Source organism: Nitriliruptor alkaliphilus DSM 45188, from assembly GCF_000969705.1.
Lineage (GTDB): Bacteria > Actinomycetota > Nitriliruptoria > Nitriliruptorales > Nitriliruptoraceae > Nitriliruptor > Nitriliruptor alkaliphilus.
The window spans coordinates 552,417-571,356 of sequence record NZ_KQ033901.1 but is presented as its reverse complement, the minus strand read 5'-3'; the positions used below and the strand labels follow the sequence as shown (position 1 = coordinate 571,356).

Sequence of the window (18,940 nt, the reverse complement as noted above, 5' to 3'; positions counted from 1 at the left end):
GGGCGTGGCACGCGAGACCGATGGGCGGGACCGGTACCCCGACGCGTTGCGCGCCGGCGCGCTGCTCGTGGTGGTCTTCGGCCACTGGATCGCGACCCTGCCGCGCCTCGAGGACGGGCGGATGGTCTCGACCGAGCACCTGCTGACGGTCTGGGACGGTGCGGGCACGCTGACCTGGGTCCTGCAGGTGGTCCCGCTGTTCGTGCTGGTCTCGGCGGCGGTCAGCGCGGACGGCGTCGCACGCCGTCTCGAGGAACAGGCCGACCAACGCACCTGGTGGGCCGGCCGTGCCCTCGGGCTCGCGCGCCCGACGGTGACCTACCTGGCCGTCCTCGCGGTGCTCGCGCTGATCGCCACGCGGACCGGCGGCCGCCTGCTCGGTCCACTCGACCAGTCGCTGACCGTGCACCTGTGGTTCCTGGTCATGCTGCTCGCCGTCCAGGCCCTGCTGCCGCTCAGCGTCCGCGCCGACGACCGCTTCGGGCTGCGGGCCGTGGGTGGCTTGCTGCTCGTCGCCGTCGTGGTCGACCTCGCACGCGGCGGTGTGACCTCGGTCGGTGACCTGCGCGAGCTCGGGTCGCTGGTCACCGGCACCGGCGGCGGCATCGGCTGGGTCAATGCCCTGGTGATCTGGCTGCTGCCGCAGCAGCTCGGCATCGCGTGGAAGCGGGGCCGCTTCGGCGGCCTGCGGACCGGCCTGGTGCTGCTGATCGGTGGACTGGCGTGGCTGGCTGCGGGGGTCGCCACGGGCTACCCCGTGGCCGTGGTGGGCGGCGAGCTCGATGGATCCTCCAACGTCCTGCCACCGACGCTCGCCATGGTCGGCGTCATGTGGGTGCAGACCGGCGCGGTCCTGGTGTTCGAAGGCCCCGCCCGGCGAGCGCTCGCCATCCGTCCCGTTGGCAAGGTCGTGGTCATCCTCGGTGCGCTCGGCATGCCGCTGTACCTGTGGCACAAGCTCGCCGAGCTGCCGGCCGCCTGGTTGGGTGAGCAGCTCGGGGCCCCGATCGACGCGGGCGTCCCGGGTGAGGCCGGCTTCTGGTCCGGCCGCCTCGTGTGGGTCGTCCTCTGCCTCGTGGCGGTGACGCCGGTGATGGCCGCCGTCATCGCCTTCGAGACCCGGCGCCGGGCGAAGGTGCCGCAGACCACCTCGGCGGCGCTGACCTACCTCGGCGGTACCGCGCTCCTTCTGGGCATCGTGGTGGCGATGGGCCTCGGCGCGCACCCGGGGTCGTACATCGCCGTGGTCCTCGTCGGCGCGGCGTCCCTGCTCCTGCGCGCCCGACGAGCCGAGGGCCCCGACGGCGGGGGCCGACCGATGGACGACGGCGAGGTCGAGGCACCGGGCGGTGACGCACGAGGGCGCAACCCCGCCCGCGAGGTGGGTGACCAGCACTAGCGTCCGCGCGATGACCGACGTGACCAGCCCCGACGACCTCGCGCACGGCCTCGCCTTCGAGACCGAGCGCCTCTTGCTGCGTCCGTACGAGGTGACGGACCTGCCCGCCATGGCCGATATGCACGGCCGGGCCGACGTCGCCCGCTACCTGATGTGGGACGTGCGTGACGATGACGCGTCGAGAGCCGCGCTCGAGCGCCACCTCCGGACCCGCTTCGAGGAGGAGGGCGACACGCTCTGCCTCGCCGCCTTCGAGCGCGACACGGGCGACTACGTGGGTGAGTTCCTCCTGATCCTGACCAGCCGCGAGCACCGCGGTGGCGAGGTCGGTTACATCCTCCACCCCGACCGGCACGGACGCGGGTACGCGACCGAGGGGGCCCGCGCGATGGTCGGACTCGGCTTCGAGCGCTTCGGCCTCCACCGGATCATCGGTCGGTTGGACGGTCGCAACGTCGCGTCGGCGCGGGTGCTCGAGAAGGTCGGCATGCGCCGCGAGGCCTACTTCGTGCGCAACGAGCTGGTCAAGGGTGAGTGGACCGACGAGGCCGTCTACGCCGTGCTGGCCGACGAGTGGTCGCCCGGAGTCGCGACCTCGTGAGCGGGATAACGACCGGCGACGGTGACGCCGCGTCCCTCGTCCTCGAAGGAGCGCGGCTCCCTGGCGCCGCCGAGCCGTCCACGATCGTGGTGATCGGTGGGGTCATCGCGTCGGTGGACGGGGAACCGCCGTCCGACGCGGTGGCGCCGCAGCGGGTCGACCTCGCTGGCCGGACCGTCATCCCTGGCCTCTGGGACACCCACGTCCACGCCGAGCAGTGGGCGGTCGCCCGACGTCGCCTCGACCTGCGAGGGGCCGCGAGCGCCCGGGACGCAGCCGACCTGGTGGCCGCCGCCGCGGTCGCGCTCGGTCCGGGTGAGGCCCTGATCGGGGTCGGCATGCGTGACGCGCTGTGGCCGGATGCCCCGGACAAGGACCTGCTCGAGGCGGTGGCCCCGGGCCGCGTCGTCGCGATCCAGGGCAACGACCTGCACACCGCGTGGCTCAGCCCGGCGGCGCTCGTCCGCGTCGGGGCGGGGGACCACGAGACAGGCGTCCTCAAGGAGCGTGCCTGCTACCAGGCGATGGGGGCGCTCCAGGAGCACGACGAGGACGCCATCGACGGCTGGGTCACCGAGGCGCTGACCGCTGCGGCCGCCCGCGGGGTCACGGGCCTGATCGACTTCGAGATGGGTGACTGCCTGCCGGCGTGGCAGCGCCGTGCCGAGCGGGGACGGCTCGACGTCCGCATCGAGTGCACCGTCTACCGCGAGCACCTCCGGGCCGCCATCGCCCGCGGCATGCCGTCGGGAACGATCGTCCACGCGACCAGCGGGATGGTCGCGGTCGGCCCGCTCAAGCTGTTCGTGGACGGCTCGCTCAACTCGCGCACCGCGTTGTGCCACGAGCCCTACCCCGAGGTGGCAGGAGACGACGGCGCACACGGCCTCCTCGAGACGCCACCCGATCTGCTGCAGGAGCTGATGCGGGAGGCGGCGGCCCACCGGATCGACAGCGCCGTCCACGCCATCGGCGACCGCGCGACGGCGCTCGCCCTCGACGCGTTCGAAGCGGTCGGCACCGCGGGCCGGATCGAGCACGCGCAGCTCATCGCACGCGATGACGTCCCCCGCTTCGCCCGACCCGGCCTCGTCGTCGGGGTCCAGCCGGCGCACCTCGTCGACGACCGCGACGTCGCCGACCGCCACTGGCTCGGGCGCACGGATCGCACCTTCCCGTTCGCGGATCTGCTCGCCGCCGGGGCGACCATCGAGTTCGGGTCGGACGCACCGGTCGCACCGCTCGACCCGTGGGTCGCGATCAGCGCCGCCGTCACCAGAACCGGCGACGACCGCGCCCCCTGGCACCCCGAGCAGCGGATCGGCGTCGCCGACGCCCTCGCGGCCTCCAGCCGGGGACGAACGAGGCTGACCGCGGCCGATCCGGCCGACCTCGTGGTGCTCGACCACGACCCTCTCGACCTGGAGGGCTCGCAGCTGACCGACCCCGGGGTCGTGGGCACGCTCTGCGCCGGCCGGTGGACGCACCGCACCTTCTGAGCGTCGGTCACCCCGCGCCAGCGAGGAGCAAGCCTCCGGTGAAGACCACGAACGTCACCAGGAACACCACGAACGTGTAGCCGAGCACACGGCGCATGTGGAGCCCGGCCACCGCGAGCAACGGGATGGTCCAGAACGGCTGGATCATGTTGGACCACTGGTCGCCGTAGGCGACCCCCATCACCACCCGTGACGGGTCGGTGCCGATCGTCTGTGCCGCCTCGATGAAGATCGGCCCCTGGACCGCCCACTGACCGCCACCCGACGGGATGAAGAAGTTCACGATCCCGCCGGACAGGAACGCGAAGAAGCTGAGGGTGCCCGCGGTCGAGATCGAGATGAACCAGTCCGCGATGATCGACACCAACCCGGTGTCGATCATCAACCCCATGATCCCGGCGTACAACGGGTACTGGAGGATGATCTGGCCGACGGTGCGTGCGGCGTTGGTCACGAGCTTGACGTAGTGCAGCGCCGACCGGGACAGCAGGAGCCCGAGGGCGAGGAAGGTCCAGTTCACGATGTCGAGGGTGAGGTTCAGCCCCTCGGTCCCGAACCAGTAGGCGAGGTAGACCACCAACGCGAGGCCGAGGGCCAAGCTGACCACCCGGCTGCGGTCCAGACGTTCGGCCGGCGTGAGGTCCGGTTCCGGCTCGTGGGTCCGGACGTCGGTGTCGGTGCCCGGCCCTCCCGTACCGCGCCGGTCGCGTGCAGGTCCACTACCGGGACCACGACCGACGCCGTACCCGGCGTCCCCCTGCCCGTCGCCGAGCTCACGGTCCATGCGGGCCTGGGTCTCGCGGTAGTCGGCGATGGCCGCGTCGGGGATCTCGAACGTGGCGTCGGCCCCGCGCGGTCGCAGCGTCGGCATCAGCACGACGATCGCGACGACGGCGACGACCGCCGTCGCGATGTTCCACGGCGCGAAGATGGTCTCGGTCACGGGGATGACGCCGCCGACCCGGTCCTCCAGCGCGTGGCCCGGTGTGGCGACGAACAGTGCCGAGGAGCTCGAGTAGCCCATGTGCCACACCACGAAGCCGGCGTAGGCCGAGGCGACCAGCAGCGGGTAGTGCAGCGACAGGCCGCGCTCACGTCCCGCCATCGCCACCTGCCGAGCCAGCAACGCCCCGACGACCAGGCCGAACCCCCAGTTGACGAGGCTCGCGAGCGCAGCGACCAGGGTCACCAGCCCGTAGGCGGCGTTGGGCGAGCGCGGCAGCGATGCGACGCGCCCGAGCAGGCGGCGCATCGGATCGGTGTGCGCCAACGCGTGACCGGTGATCAGGACGATCGAGATCTGGGTGATGAACTCCAGGAGGCCGGCGAGTCCGGCGCCCCAGGCGCTGAGCGACTCGGCCGGCCCCGCGTCCGTCAACCCGAGCGTCAGGGCGAAGACCACGAAGGTCAACCCGATGGCGAACACGAACGGGTCGGGGTAGTAGCGCTCGACGAAGGTGATGAACGGCTTGGCGATGGCGCGCACGCGTGACTCCCTCCCGTCAGGTGCGGCGCTCTCGCGCTCGCCGCGGGCGTCACCGCACGAGTCGCAGCGGACGCTACGCGCCAGCAGGAGGGATGCAACCGCCGGGTGGACGGACGCACCCGCACCCCCGCGGTCCGCGGGGGTGGGGTCCTCACGTCCCGGGGATCAGTCCCGAGGAGGCGCGGCTCGGCCCGTCACGGCCTCGGCCCGGATGCGGATCCACGCGGTGTCGCCGGCCTCGGCGAGCGCCCACGAGTCGAGCCCGAGGGCATCGAGCCCGTCGACGATCTCGGGGTCGTCGACGACATCCGCCACGCCCGTCACCAGGACGCTCCAGCCCTGCCGGTTCTCGGTGTCGTGTTCGTCGATCTCGAAGGCGATCGGCCGGCTGCTCTCGGCGGCCTCCAGCTTCGAGCCCACCGTGCTGCGGAACACCACGGCGTTGCCCGCCATCGCGTACACGACGGGCAGGATGGTGGGCGCACCCGCCTCCACCAGCGCGACCCGGCCGACGTTGCGGCTGCGCAGCCGATCGAGGCAGGTCTCGTAGTCGAGCACGACCAGCCCGTTGCGGTCTCGTGCCAGGATGTCGGTCATCACGGGTCTCCCTGTCGCCGTGCCCCAGCGTCGGATGCCTCGGCGGCGACAGGTAGGGCCCTTCCGCCTGCCTCGGTGGGCGGAACGGCCCCGACGAGGGGCGCTAGGACCGGTCGCACAGCAGGTCGAGCCCGACCTCGCGGACGAGCGCGATCGTCTCGGCGAGCGGCAGCCCGATCACGTTGGTGTCGGACCCGTCGAGGCGCTCGACCAGCGCCGCGCCGGCGCCCTGCAACCCGTAGCCACCGGCCTTGTCGTCCGGCTCGCCCGTGCCGAGGTACCAGGTGACCTCGGCGTCGGTCAGCGGCCGGAACGTCACCTCCGTGGTCACCCGGGTGGCGGCGCTGACCGGCCCCCGTACGACGGCCAGGCCCGTGGTGACCTCGTGGGTCCGGCCGGACAGCGCCCGGAGCATCGCCGCCGCGTCGGCCCGATCGACCGGCTTGCCGAGGCACCGCCCATCGAGCACCACGACGGTGTCCGCGCCGAGCACCACCTCGTCGCCGGTACCGCCAGCGGCACCCGCCGTGGCCTTCGCGGCAGCCAGACGGGAGACCAGATCGTCGGCCGTCTCGCCGGCCCGCGGGGTCTCGTCCACGTCCGTCGGTCGCAGGACCGGGTCGAGGCCGAGGCGGGCCAGCAACTGCGCGCGACGCGGGCTACCGGAGGCGAGCACGAGCCGGGGGCCAACCCCGTCGGTCACCTCAGCCACCGGAGACCACGGTGCCGGCCAGGGCGGGCAACGCCGACGGGTCGTCGCGCGAGTCCAACCAGCCGTGCGGGAGGGTGACGCGCTTCGGCGGCGTCGTGTGCCCGCGGGTGGCGCGGCGCTGGTCCTCGTCGAACGGCAGTGTGCGGTCGACCGTGGCGAGCAGGTCGTGCACCTCGCCGAGGTGGTCGACCTGGTTGAGCCGTCGTCGTACCTCGCTGCCGACGGGGTAACCCTGCAGGTACCAGCCCGTGTGCTTGCGCAGTTCGCGCAGGCCCTTGCTCTCGCCGTGCCAGTCCACCAGCAGGTCGGCGTGCTCGAGCAGGAGGGCCACGACCTCGCCGAGGTCGGGGCCGGCCGGGACGGGGCGCCCGTCGAACATCGCGTGCAGGTCGCGGAACAGCCACGGCCGCCCGAGGCAGCCGCGGCCGATCACGACGCCGGCGCAGCCGGTCGCTGCGACCATGCGGCGTGCGTCCTCGGCCTCCCAGATGTCGCCGTTGCCGAGCACCGGGACGTCGACCGCGTCGACCAGGCGTGCGATGTGGGCCCAGTCCGCGGGAGGGCCGTAGCGCTGCTCGGCGGTGCGCGCGTGGAGCGCCACGGCGGCGACACCGAGGTCGGCTGCGATGCGTCCGGCCTCGAGGTAGGTGTGGTGGTCGTCGTCGATGCCGAGCCGGGTCTTGATGGTGACGGGCACGTCGCCGGCGGCCCGGACCGCGGCCGCCACGATGTCGGCGAACAGGCGCGTCCGCCAGGGCAGCGCCGCGCCACCGCCGTGGCGGGTCACCTTCGGGGCGGGGCAGCCGAAGTTCAGGTCGATGTGATCGACCCCTGGGCGTCCCGGGGCGACCCCTCCGACGAGCAGTTCGACCGCGCGGGCGACGTCGTCGACCCGCGTGCCGTACAGCTGGATGGAACGCGGCGCCTCGTCCGGGGCGAACGCCGCCTTCATCGTCGAGGTGTGGTTGCCCTCGACCAGGCCCCGTGCGCCGACCATCTCGCTGACGTACAGACCGCCACCGTGACGCCGGCACAGGGTCCGGAAGGGTGCGTCGGTGACGCCAGCCATCGGGGCGAGCACGACCGGCGGCCACACCGTGAGGGGGCCGAGGGACAGGGGCGGGGCGAGCGTGGGCATGGCCGGGGACGGTACCGCCGCGTACGGCGCGCACGATCCGGGTCGCTGCGGTGGACGCCGGGCGGTCCGAGGTGCGATGCTGCGTCACACGCGAACGGTCGGGGGCGCGTCGGGCAGGGGATGGCCGATGCAGGACGAAGCGCCGCTGGTCCGAGACAGATGGCTGTGCGAGACGCGGATCTCGGACGGTCCGCACGGCACCGTCTGGCGCGCCTGGGATCAGCGGCTGCGGCGGGTGGTGGCCCTCCGGGTCGTGCACGCCCCGCTGATGGGCGACCCGAAGGTCCGGCGACGGATCGACCGGCTGTTGAACGTCACGGCCGAGCTCCAGAACGACAACATGTCCTACCTCTACGACGTGTTCGAGGAGGACGGCCTCGGTGTCGTGCTCATCAGTGAGCTCATCGACGGCCCGACCCTGACCGAGGTCCGTCGTCAGCTCGGTCCGCTGCCGAGCGATGCGGTCGCGGCGATCGGCAGCCAGCTGGCGGACGGACTCGCGGCGATCCACGCCGCGGGTGTCGCACACCGCGATCTGTCCCCCGAGAACGTGCGGATCACCGCGGACGGGACCGTGAAGATCCTCGGCTTCAGCGCCGCGCGGCTCCTGGCCGACAGCACGGCGACGCCGGCTGCAGGTGTGGAGGACGAGGCCAACTACCTCGCGCCGGAGCAGCTCGACGGCGGGCCGAGCGATCAGCGCAGCGACGTCTACGCGCTCGGGTTGCTGCTGTGGGAGCTGGCGACCGGCGTCCACCCGCAGGAGCTGGCACACGCGTCTCAGGCCGAAGGCCCCGGTGGCCCGCACGAGGTCCCGCCGCTGAGCGGGCTGCGTGACGACGTCCCGTCCCAGCTCTCGGAGGCCATCGAGGTCGCGACCCGCCCCGACCCCGCCGATCGTTGGCCCGACGCCGTCGCCTTCGGGGAACAGCTCGGACGGCTGTGCTCGGCCCGCCCCCGGTTGGTGCTGCGTGGTGTCCCGGGCATCGCCGAGCTCGACGGCCCGGCCGCCTGACCCAGCTCGCGGACGCGGTTCAGTCGACGTCGACCCAGTCGAGGGTGCGCTCGACCGCCTTCTTCCAGCGGGCGTGCCCCGCGCGGCGTTGCTCGTCGTCCCATTCGGGGGTCCACCGCTGGCTCTCCTGCCAGTTGGTGCGCAGCTCGTCGGTGTCCTTCCAGAAGCCGACCGCCAGCCCGGCCGCGTAGGCGGCGCCGAGCGCGGTGGTCTCGGCCACGACGGGCCGGCTGACCGGGACGCCGAGGACGTCGGCCTGGATCTGCATGCACAGGTCGTTGGCGGTCACGCCACCGTCGACCTTGAGGACCTCGAGGTGGACCCCGGAGTCCTGTTCCATGGCGTCCGCGACGTCCTTGGACTGGTAACAGATCGCCTCGAGCGTGGCCCGGGCGAGGTGGGCGTTGGTGTTGAACCGGGAGAGGCCGACGATCGCGCCGCGGGCATCCGAGCGCCAGTACGGCGCGAACAGGCCCGAGAACGCCGGCACGAAGTACACGCCGCCGGAGTCGGGGACCTGGCGGGCCAGGGACTCGGACTCGGCGGCGCCGCTGATGATCCCGAGCTGGTCGCGCAGCCACTGCACCGCCGAGCCGGTCACGGCGATCGAGCCCTCGAGGGCGTAGACCGGTGCCTGCTCCCCGAACCGGTAGCAGACGGTGGTCAGGAGGCCCGCCTCGGAACGTACGAGCTCGGTGCCGGTGTTGAGCAGCATGAAGTTGCCGGTGCCGTAGGTGTTCTTCGCCTCGCCCGGGGCGAAGCACACCTGGCCGACGGTGGCGGCCTGCTGGTCGCCGAGGTCGCCGGTGAGCGCGACCTCGCCGGCGAACGGGCCGCTGGGCCGCGTGGTGCCGTAGCGGTCCGGGTCGGAGGACGGCCGGATCTCGGGCAGCATCTGGCGCGGGATGTCGAAGAAGGACAGCAGCTCGTCGTCCCAGTCGAGGGTCTCGAGGTCCATGAGCATGGTGCGTGAGGCGTTGGTCACGTCGGTGACGTGGACGCCGCCGTCGGTGCCGCCGGTCAGGTTCCACAGCAACCACGTGTCGGTGGTGCCGAAGATGGCGTCGCCGCGTTCGGCCGCGGCCCGGACCCCGTCGACGTTCTCGAGGATCCACTGGATCTTGCCGCCGGAGAAGTAGGTCGCCGGGGGTAGGCCCGCCTTCCTTCGGATCACCTCGCCGTGGCCCTCGCGTTCGAGCTTGCTCGCGATGCGGTCGGTACGGGTGTCCTGCCACACGATCGCGTTGTAGTACGGCCGGCCGGTGCGGCGATCCCACACCACCGTGGTCTCACGTTGGTTGGTGATGCCGAGCGCGGCGAGGTCCGATGCGAGGAGGCCCTGGGCGTTCATGGCGGTCTGGATCACCGCCGAGGTGCGCTCCCAGATCTCGACCGGGTTGTGCTCGACCCACCCGGCCCGCGGCAGGATCTGCTCGTGCTCGAGCTGGTGGCGCCCGACCTCGTTGCCCCCGTGATCGAAGATCATGAACCGGGTGCTGGTCGTGCCCTGATCGACCGCGCCGACGAAGTCCGCCATCCATCGCTCCCTGTAGGTCCGTCAGGTGGCGTTCGTAGCACGCCCGCCGCGATCGGGCAGCGCGGCAGCCAGGAGCTGGGCGAGGTGGATCGCTCGCCGGTCGGCGAGCTGGTCGAGCTGGGTGCGGCAGCTGAACCCGTCCGCGAGCAGGACCACGTCGTCACCGGCAGCGCGGACGGCGGGCAGCAGGGCGGTCTCGGCGACGGCGACGGAGACCTCGTGGTGGCCACGCTCCGCTCCGAAGTTGCCGGCGAGGCCGCAGCACCCGCCGACGGTCTCGACCGTGGCGCCGGCCGAGGTGAGCAGCGCCCGGTCGGCACCCCACCCCATCACGGCGTGGTGGTGGCAGTGCGGCTGGGCCAGCACACGGACGCCGTCGAGGCGAGGCGGGGACCAGTCCGGACGGCGCGACTGCAGCAGCTCGGCCAGCGTCCGCGTCGCGGCGGCGACATCACGCGCGGCCGCGTCGTCCTCGCCGAGCAGCCGCGGCGCGTCGTCGCGCAGCACCGCGACGCAGGGCGGTTCGAGCCCCACGATCGGGGTGCCGGCCCGTGCCACCTCGGCGAGCTGGTCGACGGTGTCGCGCAGGATGCGCTTCGCGGCGTCGAGCTGCCCCGTCGAGATCCACGTCAGCCCACAGCACGGCGCGCGGTCCGGGAACTCGACCCGGAACCCGGCGTCCTCCAGCACCCGCACGGTCGCGACGGCGACCTCCGGGTCGAAGCGGTCCGAGAAGGAGTCGACCCATAGCAGCACCGGCGGTCGCGACACTCGGTCGGGCGGCAGATCGCCGGCCGGCCGGTGGCGGACCGCGCGCGAGAAGGGGGTGGGGGAGAAGGCCGGCAGCGCACGCCGCTGATCGACACCGGCGGCCCACCGCCCGATGCGGGCGAGCGCCGGGACCTGCATCGCGCGTGCGACGAGGCCGGGGGCGATCCCCGCCAGCCGGGCCCACCGTGGCAGCTGCCCGAGCGCGTAGTGCGACCGGGGCCGCGGGCGCCCGCGGTAGGTCTGGTGCAGCACCTCGGCCTTGTAGGTGGCGACGTCCACCTCGGCCGGGCAGTCCGCCGAGCAGCCCTTGCAGGCCAGGCACAGGTCGAGCGACTCGTGCACCTCGGGGGACGACCAGCCGCCCTCGATCAACGATCCGTTGGCCAGCTCCTGCAGGACGCGGGCGCGACCCCGGGTCGAGTCGCGCTCGTCACCGGTGGCCAGGAAGCTCGGACACATCACCCCCCCGCGCTCGGTGGTGCCGGACGACACGCAGCGGCCGATGCCGATGCAGCGGTGGACGGCCGTGCCGAGGTCACCCCGGTCCTCGGCGTAGGTGAAACCGAGGTCGACGTCCAGGGGACCGGCCGCCGGGACGCGCAGGTCGGCGTCCAGCGGCCGCGGCGCGACGAGCACACCGGGGTTGAGCACACCGTCCGGATCGAAGGCCCGGGCGAACGCGCCGAAGGCCTCGATGGCGTCGGCGGAGTACATCCGGGGGAGCAGCTCGCTGCGGGCGCGGCCGTCGCCGTGCTCGCCCGACATCGAGCCGCCGTGCGACGCGACGAGGTCCGCGGCCTCCTCGAGGAAGCGTCGGAAGCCCGCGACGCCGCCGGGGCGATCGAGGGGGAAGTCGATGCGGGCGTGCAGGCAGCCGTCCCCGAAGTGGCCGTAGGGCAGGGTCGTCAGACCGTGCTGGAGCAGCAGCGCGTCGAAGTCGCGCAGGTACGCGCCGAGGCGCGCCGGTGGTACCGCCGCGTCCTCCCACCCGGCGTGCGCCGGCAGGCCGTCGACGGACCGCGACGACAACCCGGCACCGTCCTCGCGGATCCGCCACAGCTGGCGGGCGTCGGCGGGGTCGGTGACGGTCCGTGCCTCGAGCGCGTCGGCGTCGGAGGTCAGGGCGGCGGCAGCCTCGAGCAGGGAGGCATCGTCGTCGCCTGCCAGCTCGACGAACAGCCACGCCGCGCCACGGGGGAGAGGCGGTACCGCGTCCGGCCCGCGCCGGGCCCGCAACGCCGCGACGATCCTGGCGTCCAGACCCTCCACCGCGACCGGGCGGTGAGGTAGCAACGCAGGGACCGCGTCGGCGGCCGTCGCAGCATCGGCGTAGCCGAGCGCGACCAGGAGCGTGCGCGCCGGGACGGGCCGGAGGTGGACTGTGGCCTCGACGGTGAGGGCGCAGGTCCCCTCGCTGCCGACCAGCGCCCGGGCGAGGTCGACGCCGCGGTCGGGCAGCAGGTGGTGCAACGCGTAGCCGGAGACCTGACGCCCGAAGCGGTCGAACTCGCCGCGGAGGGTCGCCTCGTGGCGGTCGACGAGCGCGTCGAGCTGGCCGGCCAGTCGCGACCCCGCCGGCGGCCCGCCGCGGGTCGCCACCAGCCGCTCACCCGCACCCGTGACCACGTCCAGGGCGAGCACGTTGTCGGAGGTGCGGCCGTACCCGAGGGCGCGGGACCCGCAGGCGTCGTTGCCGATCATCCCGCCGATGGTGCACCGGTCGTGGGTGGACGGGTCCGGCCCGAACCGCAACCCGTGGGGTGCCGCGGCTGCCTGCAGCTGGTCGAGGACCACGCCGGGCTGGACACGGGCGGTCCGCGCGTCGGGGTCGAGCGCGACGATGCGGTCGAGGTGACGTCGTACCTCGAGGACGATGCCGGTCCCGACGGCGTTGCCCGCGATCGACGTGCCGGCACCACGCGCGGTCACCGGGACGGCGAGGTCACGTGCGACGGCGACGGCGGCCTCGACCTCGCCGGCGTCCCGGGGGTAGGCGACCACGGTGGGGACCACGCGGTAGAGCGAGGCGTCGCTGGAGTACTCCGCGCGGCGTCGGGTGTCGGTGTCGACCTCTCCGAGTCCGCCACGGCGCAGCGCATCCGCCACCGCGTCCGGTGTCGGTGCGTCCGTCGTCGGCGCGATCCGGGTCGTCACCAGAGCTCGAGGGAGCGCGTGAGGATGCCCGCCGCGTCCTCCTCGGTCACCGGCTTCGGTGCGGTCGCCAGCAGCCGCTGCTGTTGCATGGTGCCGACGACCAGATCGTCCACGTCTCCCTCGCCGTACCCGACGCCGCCGATCCCGTTGGGAAGGTCGATGTCCCGCATCAGAGCGACGAGGGCGGCCGGCAGGTGCTCGGCCGGGTCATCAGGAGCGTGGAGCTTCGGGGCCAGCAGACGCGCGACCGCGACGTGCCGCTCCGGGGCCGTGTCGAAGGTGAAGCGGAAGGCCTCGGGCGCGGTCAGCGCGACCGCCATCCCGTGCGGGACCATCGCCTCGGCGTCCGGGTAGTCCGGCGGGCGGTAGTCACGGACGCGGCCCGCGATCGGGTAGGCGTTGGCGTGGGGGATGTGGACCCCGGCGTTGCCGAAGCCGAGCCCCGCGAACGTGGCCGCCATCGCCATACGCCCTCGAGCCTCGGCGTCCTCGGGGTCACGCACGGCAGCGCGGAACGAGCTGGCCAGCAGCTGCAGTGCCTGCTGCGCCCACAGGTCCGCGATCGGGTTCGCGCCGCAGTACGGGACGCGCTGGTCGGGGGTCTTGGCCGGGTAGGCGTCGTAGGGCCGTGCCGTGTAGCTCTCGAGCGCGTGGCACAGGATGTCCATGCCGGCCGCTGCCGTGACCCCCGGTGGCTGGGTCGCGGTCAGGTCCGGGTCGACGATGGCCAGGGTGGGCCGCAGTCGCGGGTGGCTGATACCCGTCTTGACGTGCAGGTGCAGGACGTCGAGGACGCAGATGGTCGTCGACTCCGAGCCCGTCCCGGTCGTGGTCGGGACAGCGACCAGCGGCGCCAGCGGCTCGGTCGGTGCCCGCCCCTCACCGATCGGCGGGTTGAGGTAGTCCGACAGCTCGCCGGGGTTGGTCGTGAGCAGGTCGACCGCCTTGGCGGTGTCGATGCTCGAGCCGCCACCGACGGCGACGAACGCGTCCCACGGTCCGGTGGCGCGGGCGTGGTCGATGGCCCGCTGGATGCTCTCGTCGGTCGGCTCGACGTGCACGTCGTCGTAGACGTGCGCCTCGAGGCCGAACCCGGCCATCGCCTCGGCGACGCGCTGCGGGTGACCCGTCGCCGCGACCCCCGCATCGGTGAGGACCAGGACCCGCCGGGCACCCAGCTGGGCGAGGTCGTAGCCGAGCTCCAGGGACGCGCCCGACCCGAACTTGAGCGCGGGTGCCGCGTAGGTGAAGATGGTCTCGGCGCTGCCCTGCCCGTCCTGGTGCACGTCCAGCTCCCGACGTCGCTCGCCTGACGGGAGCCTAACCTGGAGCCACCGTGCTTCTCGGCGTAGGTCGCCGACGCGCGAGCCGTCGTCTGCGGTGGTGGGCATCACGCATGACCAGCCGCACGCTGGTGGGCCTCGGCGAACTGCCGCGCGGTGGCTTCGATCTCGGCCCAGCGTCCTGCTGCCATGGCCGTCGCAGAGCACAGCTCCCCGCCGGCTCCGACGGCGACCGCTCCGGCAGCCAGCCAGTCGCCGATGTTGGCCACGTTCACGCCCCCGGTGGGCACGAGTGGTACGTCGGGGAAGGGACCACGCAGTGACCTGAGGTAGGTGGGACCGCCCAGCGATGCAGGGAAGACCTTCACCGCGTGGGCTCCCAGCCGGACGGCGGTCATCACCTCGCTCGGCGTGAGGGCGCCCAGGAGCACGGTGGCGCCGGTGTCGAGCATCGCCTCGGCCACGGCGGGGTCGGTTCCCGGGCTGACCAGGAACCGCGCGCCGGCGGCCACGGCGTCACGTGCCTGGCCGGCGGTGAGGACCGTGCCTGCTCCGAGCTGGACGTCGTTGCCGTACTCGGTGGCGATCCGCTCGATCGCCGTGCACGCGTCGGGCGTGCTGTACGTGATCTCCACCCCGGTGACGCCACCCGCGACGAGCGCATCCACGGTGCGCACCGCGTGGTCGGCGGACGGCGCGCGCAACACGGCGATGACACCGGCTGCGCGCAGCTCTGCAAGCGCTGACTGCTGATCCATGGAACTGGTCTCCCTGTTCACAGAACGCGTCCGATGTTGGTGGCGTGCGTCACCGTGCGGTCGTACGGCCAAGGCGCCGAGGAGCTGCACACGGCCTCGACGACATGTGCTTCAGCTCCCCCCCAGGTCGCTGGTGATCCGCGCAGCGGTTCTGACCACGAGCGAGGCGAGGGGACGAACGCGGTCTGGCTCCAGCTCGAAGGCGAGCATGGACAGGCTCACCCCGCCGATGGCGGTGCCGGAGTGGTCGCGGACCGCTGCCCCGATGCAGCGGGTCGACAGCTCGTTCTCCTCGTCGTCGAAGCTGTACCCACGATCACGCACCAACTCGAGGTGGCCCAGCATCTCGTCCGCCGAGGTGATGGTGTGGGTCGTCCGTGGGGGCATGCCGGCGCGCGTGAGCACCGCACGTGCCTCAACTTCCGGCAGCGCAGCGAGCAGCGCCTTGCCGATCGCAGTGCAGTGGAGGGGGATGGCCAGCCCCACCCGTGAGCGCATCTGGTAGGCCCGGTTGCCCTCGATCTTGTCGACGTAGACGGCCTCGTCGCCGGTGCGGACCGCGAAGTGGACGGCGTGCCCCGTGCGGTCGGAGAGCTCTTGCAGCGTCGGATGCGCCACCCGTACCAGGGAGGCCTGGTCGGTGGCGCGCCCGGCGAGGGCCAGCAGCCGTGCCCCGAGCAGGTACCCACGGTTGCCGTCCTCGCGCGCCCAGCCGACGGCGACGAGGTCCTGCAGGATCCGGTGCACCGTGGAGCTGGGCAGTCCGGTACGACGGGCGATGCCGCTGGTGGTGCGCTCATCGGTGAGCGCCGAGACGACGGCGGCGACCTTGCCGATGGCGTTCGGCGTCCGTTCGGAGGCGGGCTGGCGTGGCACGGTCATCGCCCCATCCAACCGCCATCCACGACCAGCGTGTGGCCGTGCACGTAGGCCGCAGCTGGGCTGCACAGAAACACCACAGCGCCGACGAGGTCGTCCGGCCCGCCCCAGCGCCCTGCGGGGATGCGCCCGCGGATGGACTGCTCCCGCTCGGGGTCCTCACGCAGCGCACGGGTGTTGTCCGTGGCGATGTAGCCCGGCGCGACGGCGTTGACGTTGACCCCTGAGCCGGCCCACTCGTTGGCCAGGGCCTTCGTCAGCCCGACGACGGCGTGCTTGCTGGCGGTGTACGCGGGCACCCGCACACCGCCCTGGAAGGAGAGCAGTGAGGCGATGCTGACGATGGAGCCGCTCCCGCGCGTCAGCATCGACGCGCCCACGAGCTGGCTGAGCAGGAAGGTGGCGTCGAGGTTGACGTCGAGCACACGCTGCCAATCCGGGAAGGACGTCGTGACCGCGTCCTCACGCAGGATCATGCCGGCGTTGTTGACGAGGACGTCGATGCGTCGCCGTTCCACCAGCTCCGAGGCGGCGGCGCGGACGGCGTCGAGGTCGGCGAGGTCGGCGGTGACCACCTCCGCCCCGCGACCGCGGGCGCGGACGGCGTCGGCGACCTCGTCCATCCCTGCCTCGGTGCGCCCCCAGGCCACCACGTCCGCCCCGGCATCGGCGAGACCGAGGGCGACGCACCGGCCGATGCCGCTGCGGGCACCGGTCACCAGAGCGGTGCGTCCGGCGAGGGAGAAGCGCTCGGCGTGCGCCGGAGCACTCATCGCAGCTCCTCGGTCGCGACGGGGTCCATGTCGTTGTAGGCGAGGTTCTCCCCTGCGGTGGACCAGACGAACTTGTACGAGCTCGTCCCGGCGCCGAAGTGCACCGACCACGGCGGGCTGATCACCGACTGGCGGTTCGAGACGACGAGGCTGCGGGTGGCGTCGGGCTGGCCGCACACGTGCAGGACCCGCTCGGTCTCGGGAAGGTCGAAGTACAGGTAGACCTCGGTCCGCCGGTCGTGGGTGTGGCAGGGCATGGTGTTCCACACGCTGCCGGGCTCGATGGTCGTGATGCCGAGGGCGAGCTCGCTGGACCTGGCCCCACGGTCGTGGACGTACTTGCGCAGCGTCCGCACGTTGGCGTGCTCGGGCTCACCCAGCGGCACCGTCTCGGCGTCCGCCTTGCGGATCACCGTCGTCGGGTGTGGCTCGTGCGAGGGCGCCGAGGCGCAGTAGAAGGCGGCGTCACCGGCGACGGTGACGCGACGGGTGCCTTGGCTGACGTAGACGATGTCCTCGGCCTCGACCGCGAACGACTCTCCGTCGGCGGTGACCCGCCCGGATCCGGCGAGGCAGACGACGCCGACCTCGCGCCGGTCGCATAGCGCCTCGGCGGCGACCTCGGCAGGCGGGGTCAGCTCCAGCTCCTCGCCCTCGGGCAGGGCGCCACCGACCAGGATCCGGTCGTGGTGCGACAGGGCCCAGGAGACCTGCCCGGGGACGAACAGATCCTCGAGAAGGAACCGTTCGCGCAGCTGGTCAGGGGCGAGGTGGGCCATCTCCGTGGGGTGGGTGGCGTAGCGGACGTCGGTCATGGGACGAACCTCCTGTCCGGGCGGCCCAGAAGGCGCCCGGTCGTGTGCGTTGCCAGCATCCCGCCTGACGGGAAGAGCTTCCCTTGTAGCGGGATGCATGACAGTATCGCGGATGACTCCCCGGCACCAGTCGTCTCGGAGCCGTTGAGTGCCACACCACTCCCTAGGACTGGAGATCCGATGCGAGGACGCGCACACCTGCGAACCGGCACCGTCGCCACCGTCAGCGCGGCCCTGCTCGCCCTGACCGCCTGCACCCCCGGGCAGCCCGCCGACCCCGCCGCCGGCGAGGGGCCGGAGCCGGGGTCGCAGGCCATCGACTGGGAGGGCTTCGACGGGGACACGCTCGACTACGTCTACTTCACCGACGGCCCCGACGAGGCCGTCACCCGTGACCTCATCGCGCAGTTCGAGGAGGAGACCGGCGCCACGGTGAACCTCCAGATCATCCCGTTCTCCGAGCTGGAGCAGTCGTTGCAGGCGCGCATCAACTCCGGCAGCCCGCCGGCGGTGGCGCGGGTCGCTGTGTGGTACCCCTACGCCGACTCCCTCGTCGACGTCCGCTCGTACCTCGGGGAGGAGTACCCCGGGGAGTTCATCGAGGGTCCGGCCGCCGCCGGCACCGATCCGGGGGGTCGCTTCCTCGGTGTTCCGAACGACCTCACGATGAACGGCCCGTTCATCAACGTCGACGCCTTCGAGGCTGCCGGCGTGCCGCTGCCTTCGACCGACGAGCCGTGGACGTGGGACGAGATGGTCGCCGACGCCACCGCCGTCCAGCAGGCGAACGGCATGGAGTCGGCGATCGCGATCGACAAGTCCGGCCACCGCCTCAGCACCGTGTTCAGCGGGTACGGCACGACGCTGCTCGACGAGGACGGCGAAGCGCTCGACGCCGAGGCGGCCTCCGCCGCCCTGACCCAGCTGGACGACCTCACCCAGTCCGGGGCGCTGCTGCGCGACTTCTGGTTGGAGGCCGGTAGCCGCTACGCCGGCGCAAACGACCAGTTCCTGGCGCAGCAGGTGCCGGTGTACCTGTCGGGCAACTGGCAGGTCGGGCAGTTCGCGGAGAACGCGACCTTCCGCTGGGCCGCGGTGCCCAACGCCTGCGCCGAGCGCTGCGGCGGCTTCCCCGGTGGGAAGTTCCTCATCGCGTTCTCCGGGAGCGACAACCCCGAGCTGGGCGTCGCGTTCGTCGACTGGATGAACCGCGCCGAACAGCAGGTGGCGATGGCCGAGGGCGCCTACTGGCTGCCCACGCGCAAGGACCTGACGGAGGCGCAGATCGACTACCCGGACCGCGCCGAGGACATGGACGTGTTCCGCGCCGACGTGGAACGCACGCCGGAGGACACCTACGCCGCCGCCGCCGCTCCCGCCTTCGGTGCCGCGGGCACCGTGGTCGTGGAGGAGGTGAGCAGGTTGTTCGCCGGCCAGCAGGACGTGGCCACCACCGTGGAGGCCATCAAGACCGGGGTGGCCGACGTCGTGCAGCAGGTCGGGTGATGAGCGCCGTCGTCGCC

16 protein-coding genes are annotated in these 18,940 nt (G+C 72.7%); 5 read left to right on the top strand and 11 right to left on the bottom strand.

What is annotated here, in order from left to right; all coding sequences use genetic code 11:
• Nucleotides 1–4: 4 nt before the first annotated feature.
• The 3 genes from NITAL_RS02685 to NITAL_RS02675 are packed head-to-tail and all read left to right on the top strand — an operon-like array spanning nt 5 to nt 3,499.
• Nucleotides 5–1,399 carry an acyltransferase family protein gene (locus NITAL_RS02685; RefSeq protein ID WP_052664521.1) on the top strand — a complete coding sequence of 465 codons (1,395 nt, stop codon included), beginning with the start codon at nt 5–7 and terminating at the stop codon, nt 1,397–1,399.
• Between the two features lie 10 nt (nt 1,400–1,409).
• Entirely contained in the window at nt 1,410–2,000 is a 591-nt protein-coding gene (locus tag NITAL_RS02680; RefSeq protein WP_052664520.1) for a GNAT family N-acetyltransferase, read from the top strand.
• Nucleotides 1,997–3,499 carry an amidohydrolase gene (locus NITAL_RS02675; RefSeq protein ID WP_169786700.1) on the top strand — a complete coding sequence of 501 codons (1,503 nt, stop codon included), beginning with the start codon at nt 1,997–1,999 and terminating at the stop codon, nt 3,497–3,499. Before NITAL_RS02680 ends, NITAL_RS02675 begins: the two co-directional genes overlap by 4 nt.
• A 7-nt stretch (nt 3,500–3,506) precedes the next feature.
• Here NITAL_RS02675 and NITAL_RS02670 read toward each other — a convergent pair whose 3' ends face one another.
• The 4 genes from NITAL_RS02670 to dusB form a co-directional block, all read right to left on the bottom strand.
• Nucleotides 3,507–4,985 (bottom strand): short-chain fatty acid transporter, encoded by a 1,479-nt coding sequence (locus NITAL_RS02670; RefSeq protein ID WP_052664519.1) that lies wholly within the window; start codon nt 4,983–4,985, stop codon nt 3,507–3,509.
• 165 nt (nt 4,986–5,150) lie between these two features.
• The gene (locus NITAL_RS02665) at nt 5,151–5,582 is read right to left on the bottom strand and encodes a pyridoxamine 5'-phosphate oxidase family protein (RefSeq protein ID WP_052664518.1); all 432 of its coding nucleotides are present in this window, start codon (nt 5,580–5,582) and stop codon (nt 5,151–5,153) included.
• 103 nt (nt 5,583–5,685) lie between these two features.
• The gene (locus NITAL_RS02660) at nt 5,686–6,294 is read right to left on the bottom strand and encodes a Maf family protein (protein WP_083441153.1); all 609 of its coding nucleotides are present in this window, start codon (nt 6,292–6,294) and stop codon (nt 5,686–5,688) included.
• A complete protein-coding gene (dusB, locus tag NITAL_RS02655; RefSeq protein WP_052664517.1) occupies nt 6,287–7,432 on the bottom strand; it encodes a tRNA dihydrouridine synthase DusB in 1,146 nt (381 codons plus the stop codon). Before dusB ends, NITAL_RS02660 begins: the two co-directional genes overlap by 8 nt.
• Before the next feature lie 127 nt (nt 7,433–7,559).
• Between dusB and NITAL_RS02650 the strand changes: the two genes are divergently transcribed.
• Nucleotides 7,560–8,447 (top strand): serine/threonine-protein kinase, encoded by an 888-nt coding sequence (locus tag NITAL_RS02650; RefSeq protein WP_169786699.1) that lies wholly within the window; start codon nt 7,560–7,562, stop codon nt 8,445–8,447.
• 19 nt (nt 8,448–8,466) lie between these two features.
• On the opposite strand, the gene glpK is transcribed toward NITAL_RS02650, so the two are convergent.
• The 7 genes from glpK to kduI all read right to left on the bottom strand — a co-directional run bounded on the left by glpK (nt 8,467) and on the right by kduI (nt 17,417).
• The gene (glpK, locus tag NITAL_RS02645; RefSeq protein ID WP_052664515.1) at nt 8,467–9,984 is read right to left on the bottom strand and encodes a glycerol kinase GlpK; all 1,518 of its coding nucleotides are present in this window, start codon (nt 9,982–9,984) and stop codon (nt 8,467–8,469) included.
• A gap of 21 nt (nt 9,985–10,005) precedes the next feature.
• Nucleotides 10,006–12,909 (bottom strand): FAD-binding and (Fe-S)-binding domain-containing protein, encoded by a 2,904-nt coding sequence (locus NITAL_RS02640; RefSeq protein ID WP_211262161.1) that lies wholly within the window; start codon nt 12,907–12,909, stop codon nt 10,006–10,008.
• Complete coding sequence (locus NITAL_RS02635; RefSeq protein WP_052664514.1) at nt 12,906–14,195, bottom strand: hydroxyacid-oxoacid transhydrogenase; 1,290 nt, start codon at nt 14,193–14,195, stop codon at nt 12,906–12,908. Before NITAL_RS02635 ends, NITAL_RS02640 begins: the two co-directional genes overlap by 4 nt.
• Before the next feature lie 104 nt (nt 14,196–14,299).
• The gene (locus NITAL_RS02630; protein WP_052664513.1) at nt 14,300–14,950 is read right to left on the bottom strand and encodes a bifunctional 4-hydroxy-2-oxoglutarate aldolase/2-dehydro-3-deoxy-phosphogluconate aldolase; all 651 of its coding nucleotides are present in this window, start codon (nt 14,948–14,950) and stop codon (nt 14,300–14,302) included.
• A gap of 111 nt (nt 14,951–15,061) precedes the next feature.
• On the bottom strand, nt 15,062–15,832 hold the full coding sequence (locus tag NITAL_RS02625) for an IclR family transcriptional regulator (RefSeq protein WP_052664512.1): 771 nt from the start codon (nt 15,830–15,832) through the stop codon (nt 15,062–15,064).
• Nucleotides 15,829–16,602, bottom strand: a complete 774-nt coding sequence (locus tag NITAL_RS02620; protein ID WP_052664511.1) for an SDR family oxidoreductase — start codon at nt 16,600–16,602, stop codon at nt 15,829–15,831. Before NITAL_RS02620 ends, NITAL_RS02625 begins: the two co-directional genes overlap by 4 nt.
• Nucleotides 16,599–17,417 (bottom strand): 5-dehydro-4-deoxy-D-glucuronate isomerase, encoded by an 819-nt coding sequence (kduI, locus tag NITAL_RS02615; RefSeq protein WP_052664510.1) that lies wholly within the window; start codon nt 17,415–17,417, stop codon nt 16,599–16,601. The genes NITAL_RS02620 and kduI overlap by 4 nt, the downstream gene beginning before the upstream one ends.
• A 180-nt stretch (nt 17,418–17,597) precedes the next feature.
• Between kduI and NITAL_RS02610 the strand changes: the two genes are divergently transcribed.
• A complete protein-coding gene (locus tag NITAL_RS02610) occupies nt 17,598–18,923 on the top strand; it encodes an ABC transporter substrate-binding protein (RefSeq protein ID WP_052664509.1) in 1,326 nt (441 codons plus the stop codon).
• Nucleotides 18,924–18,940: the final 17 nt, after the last annotated feature.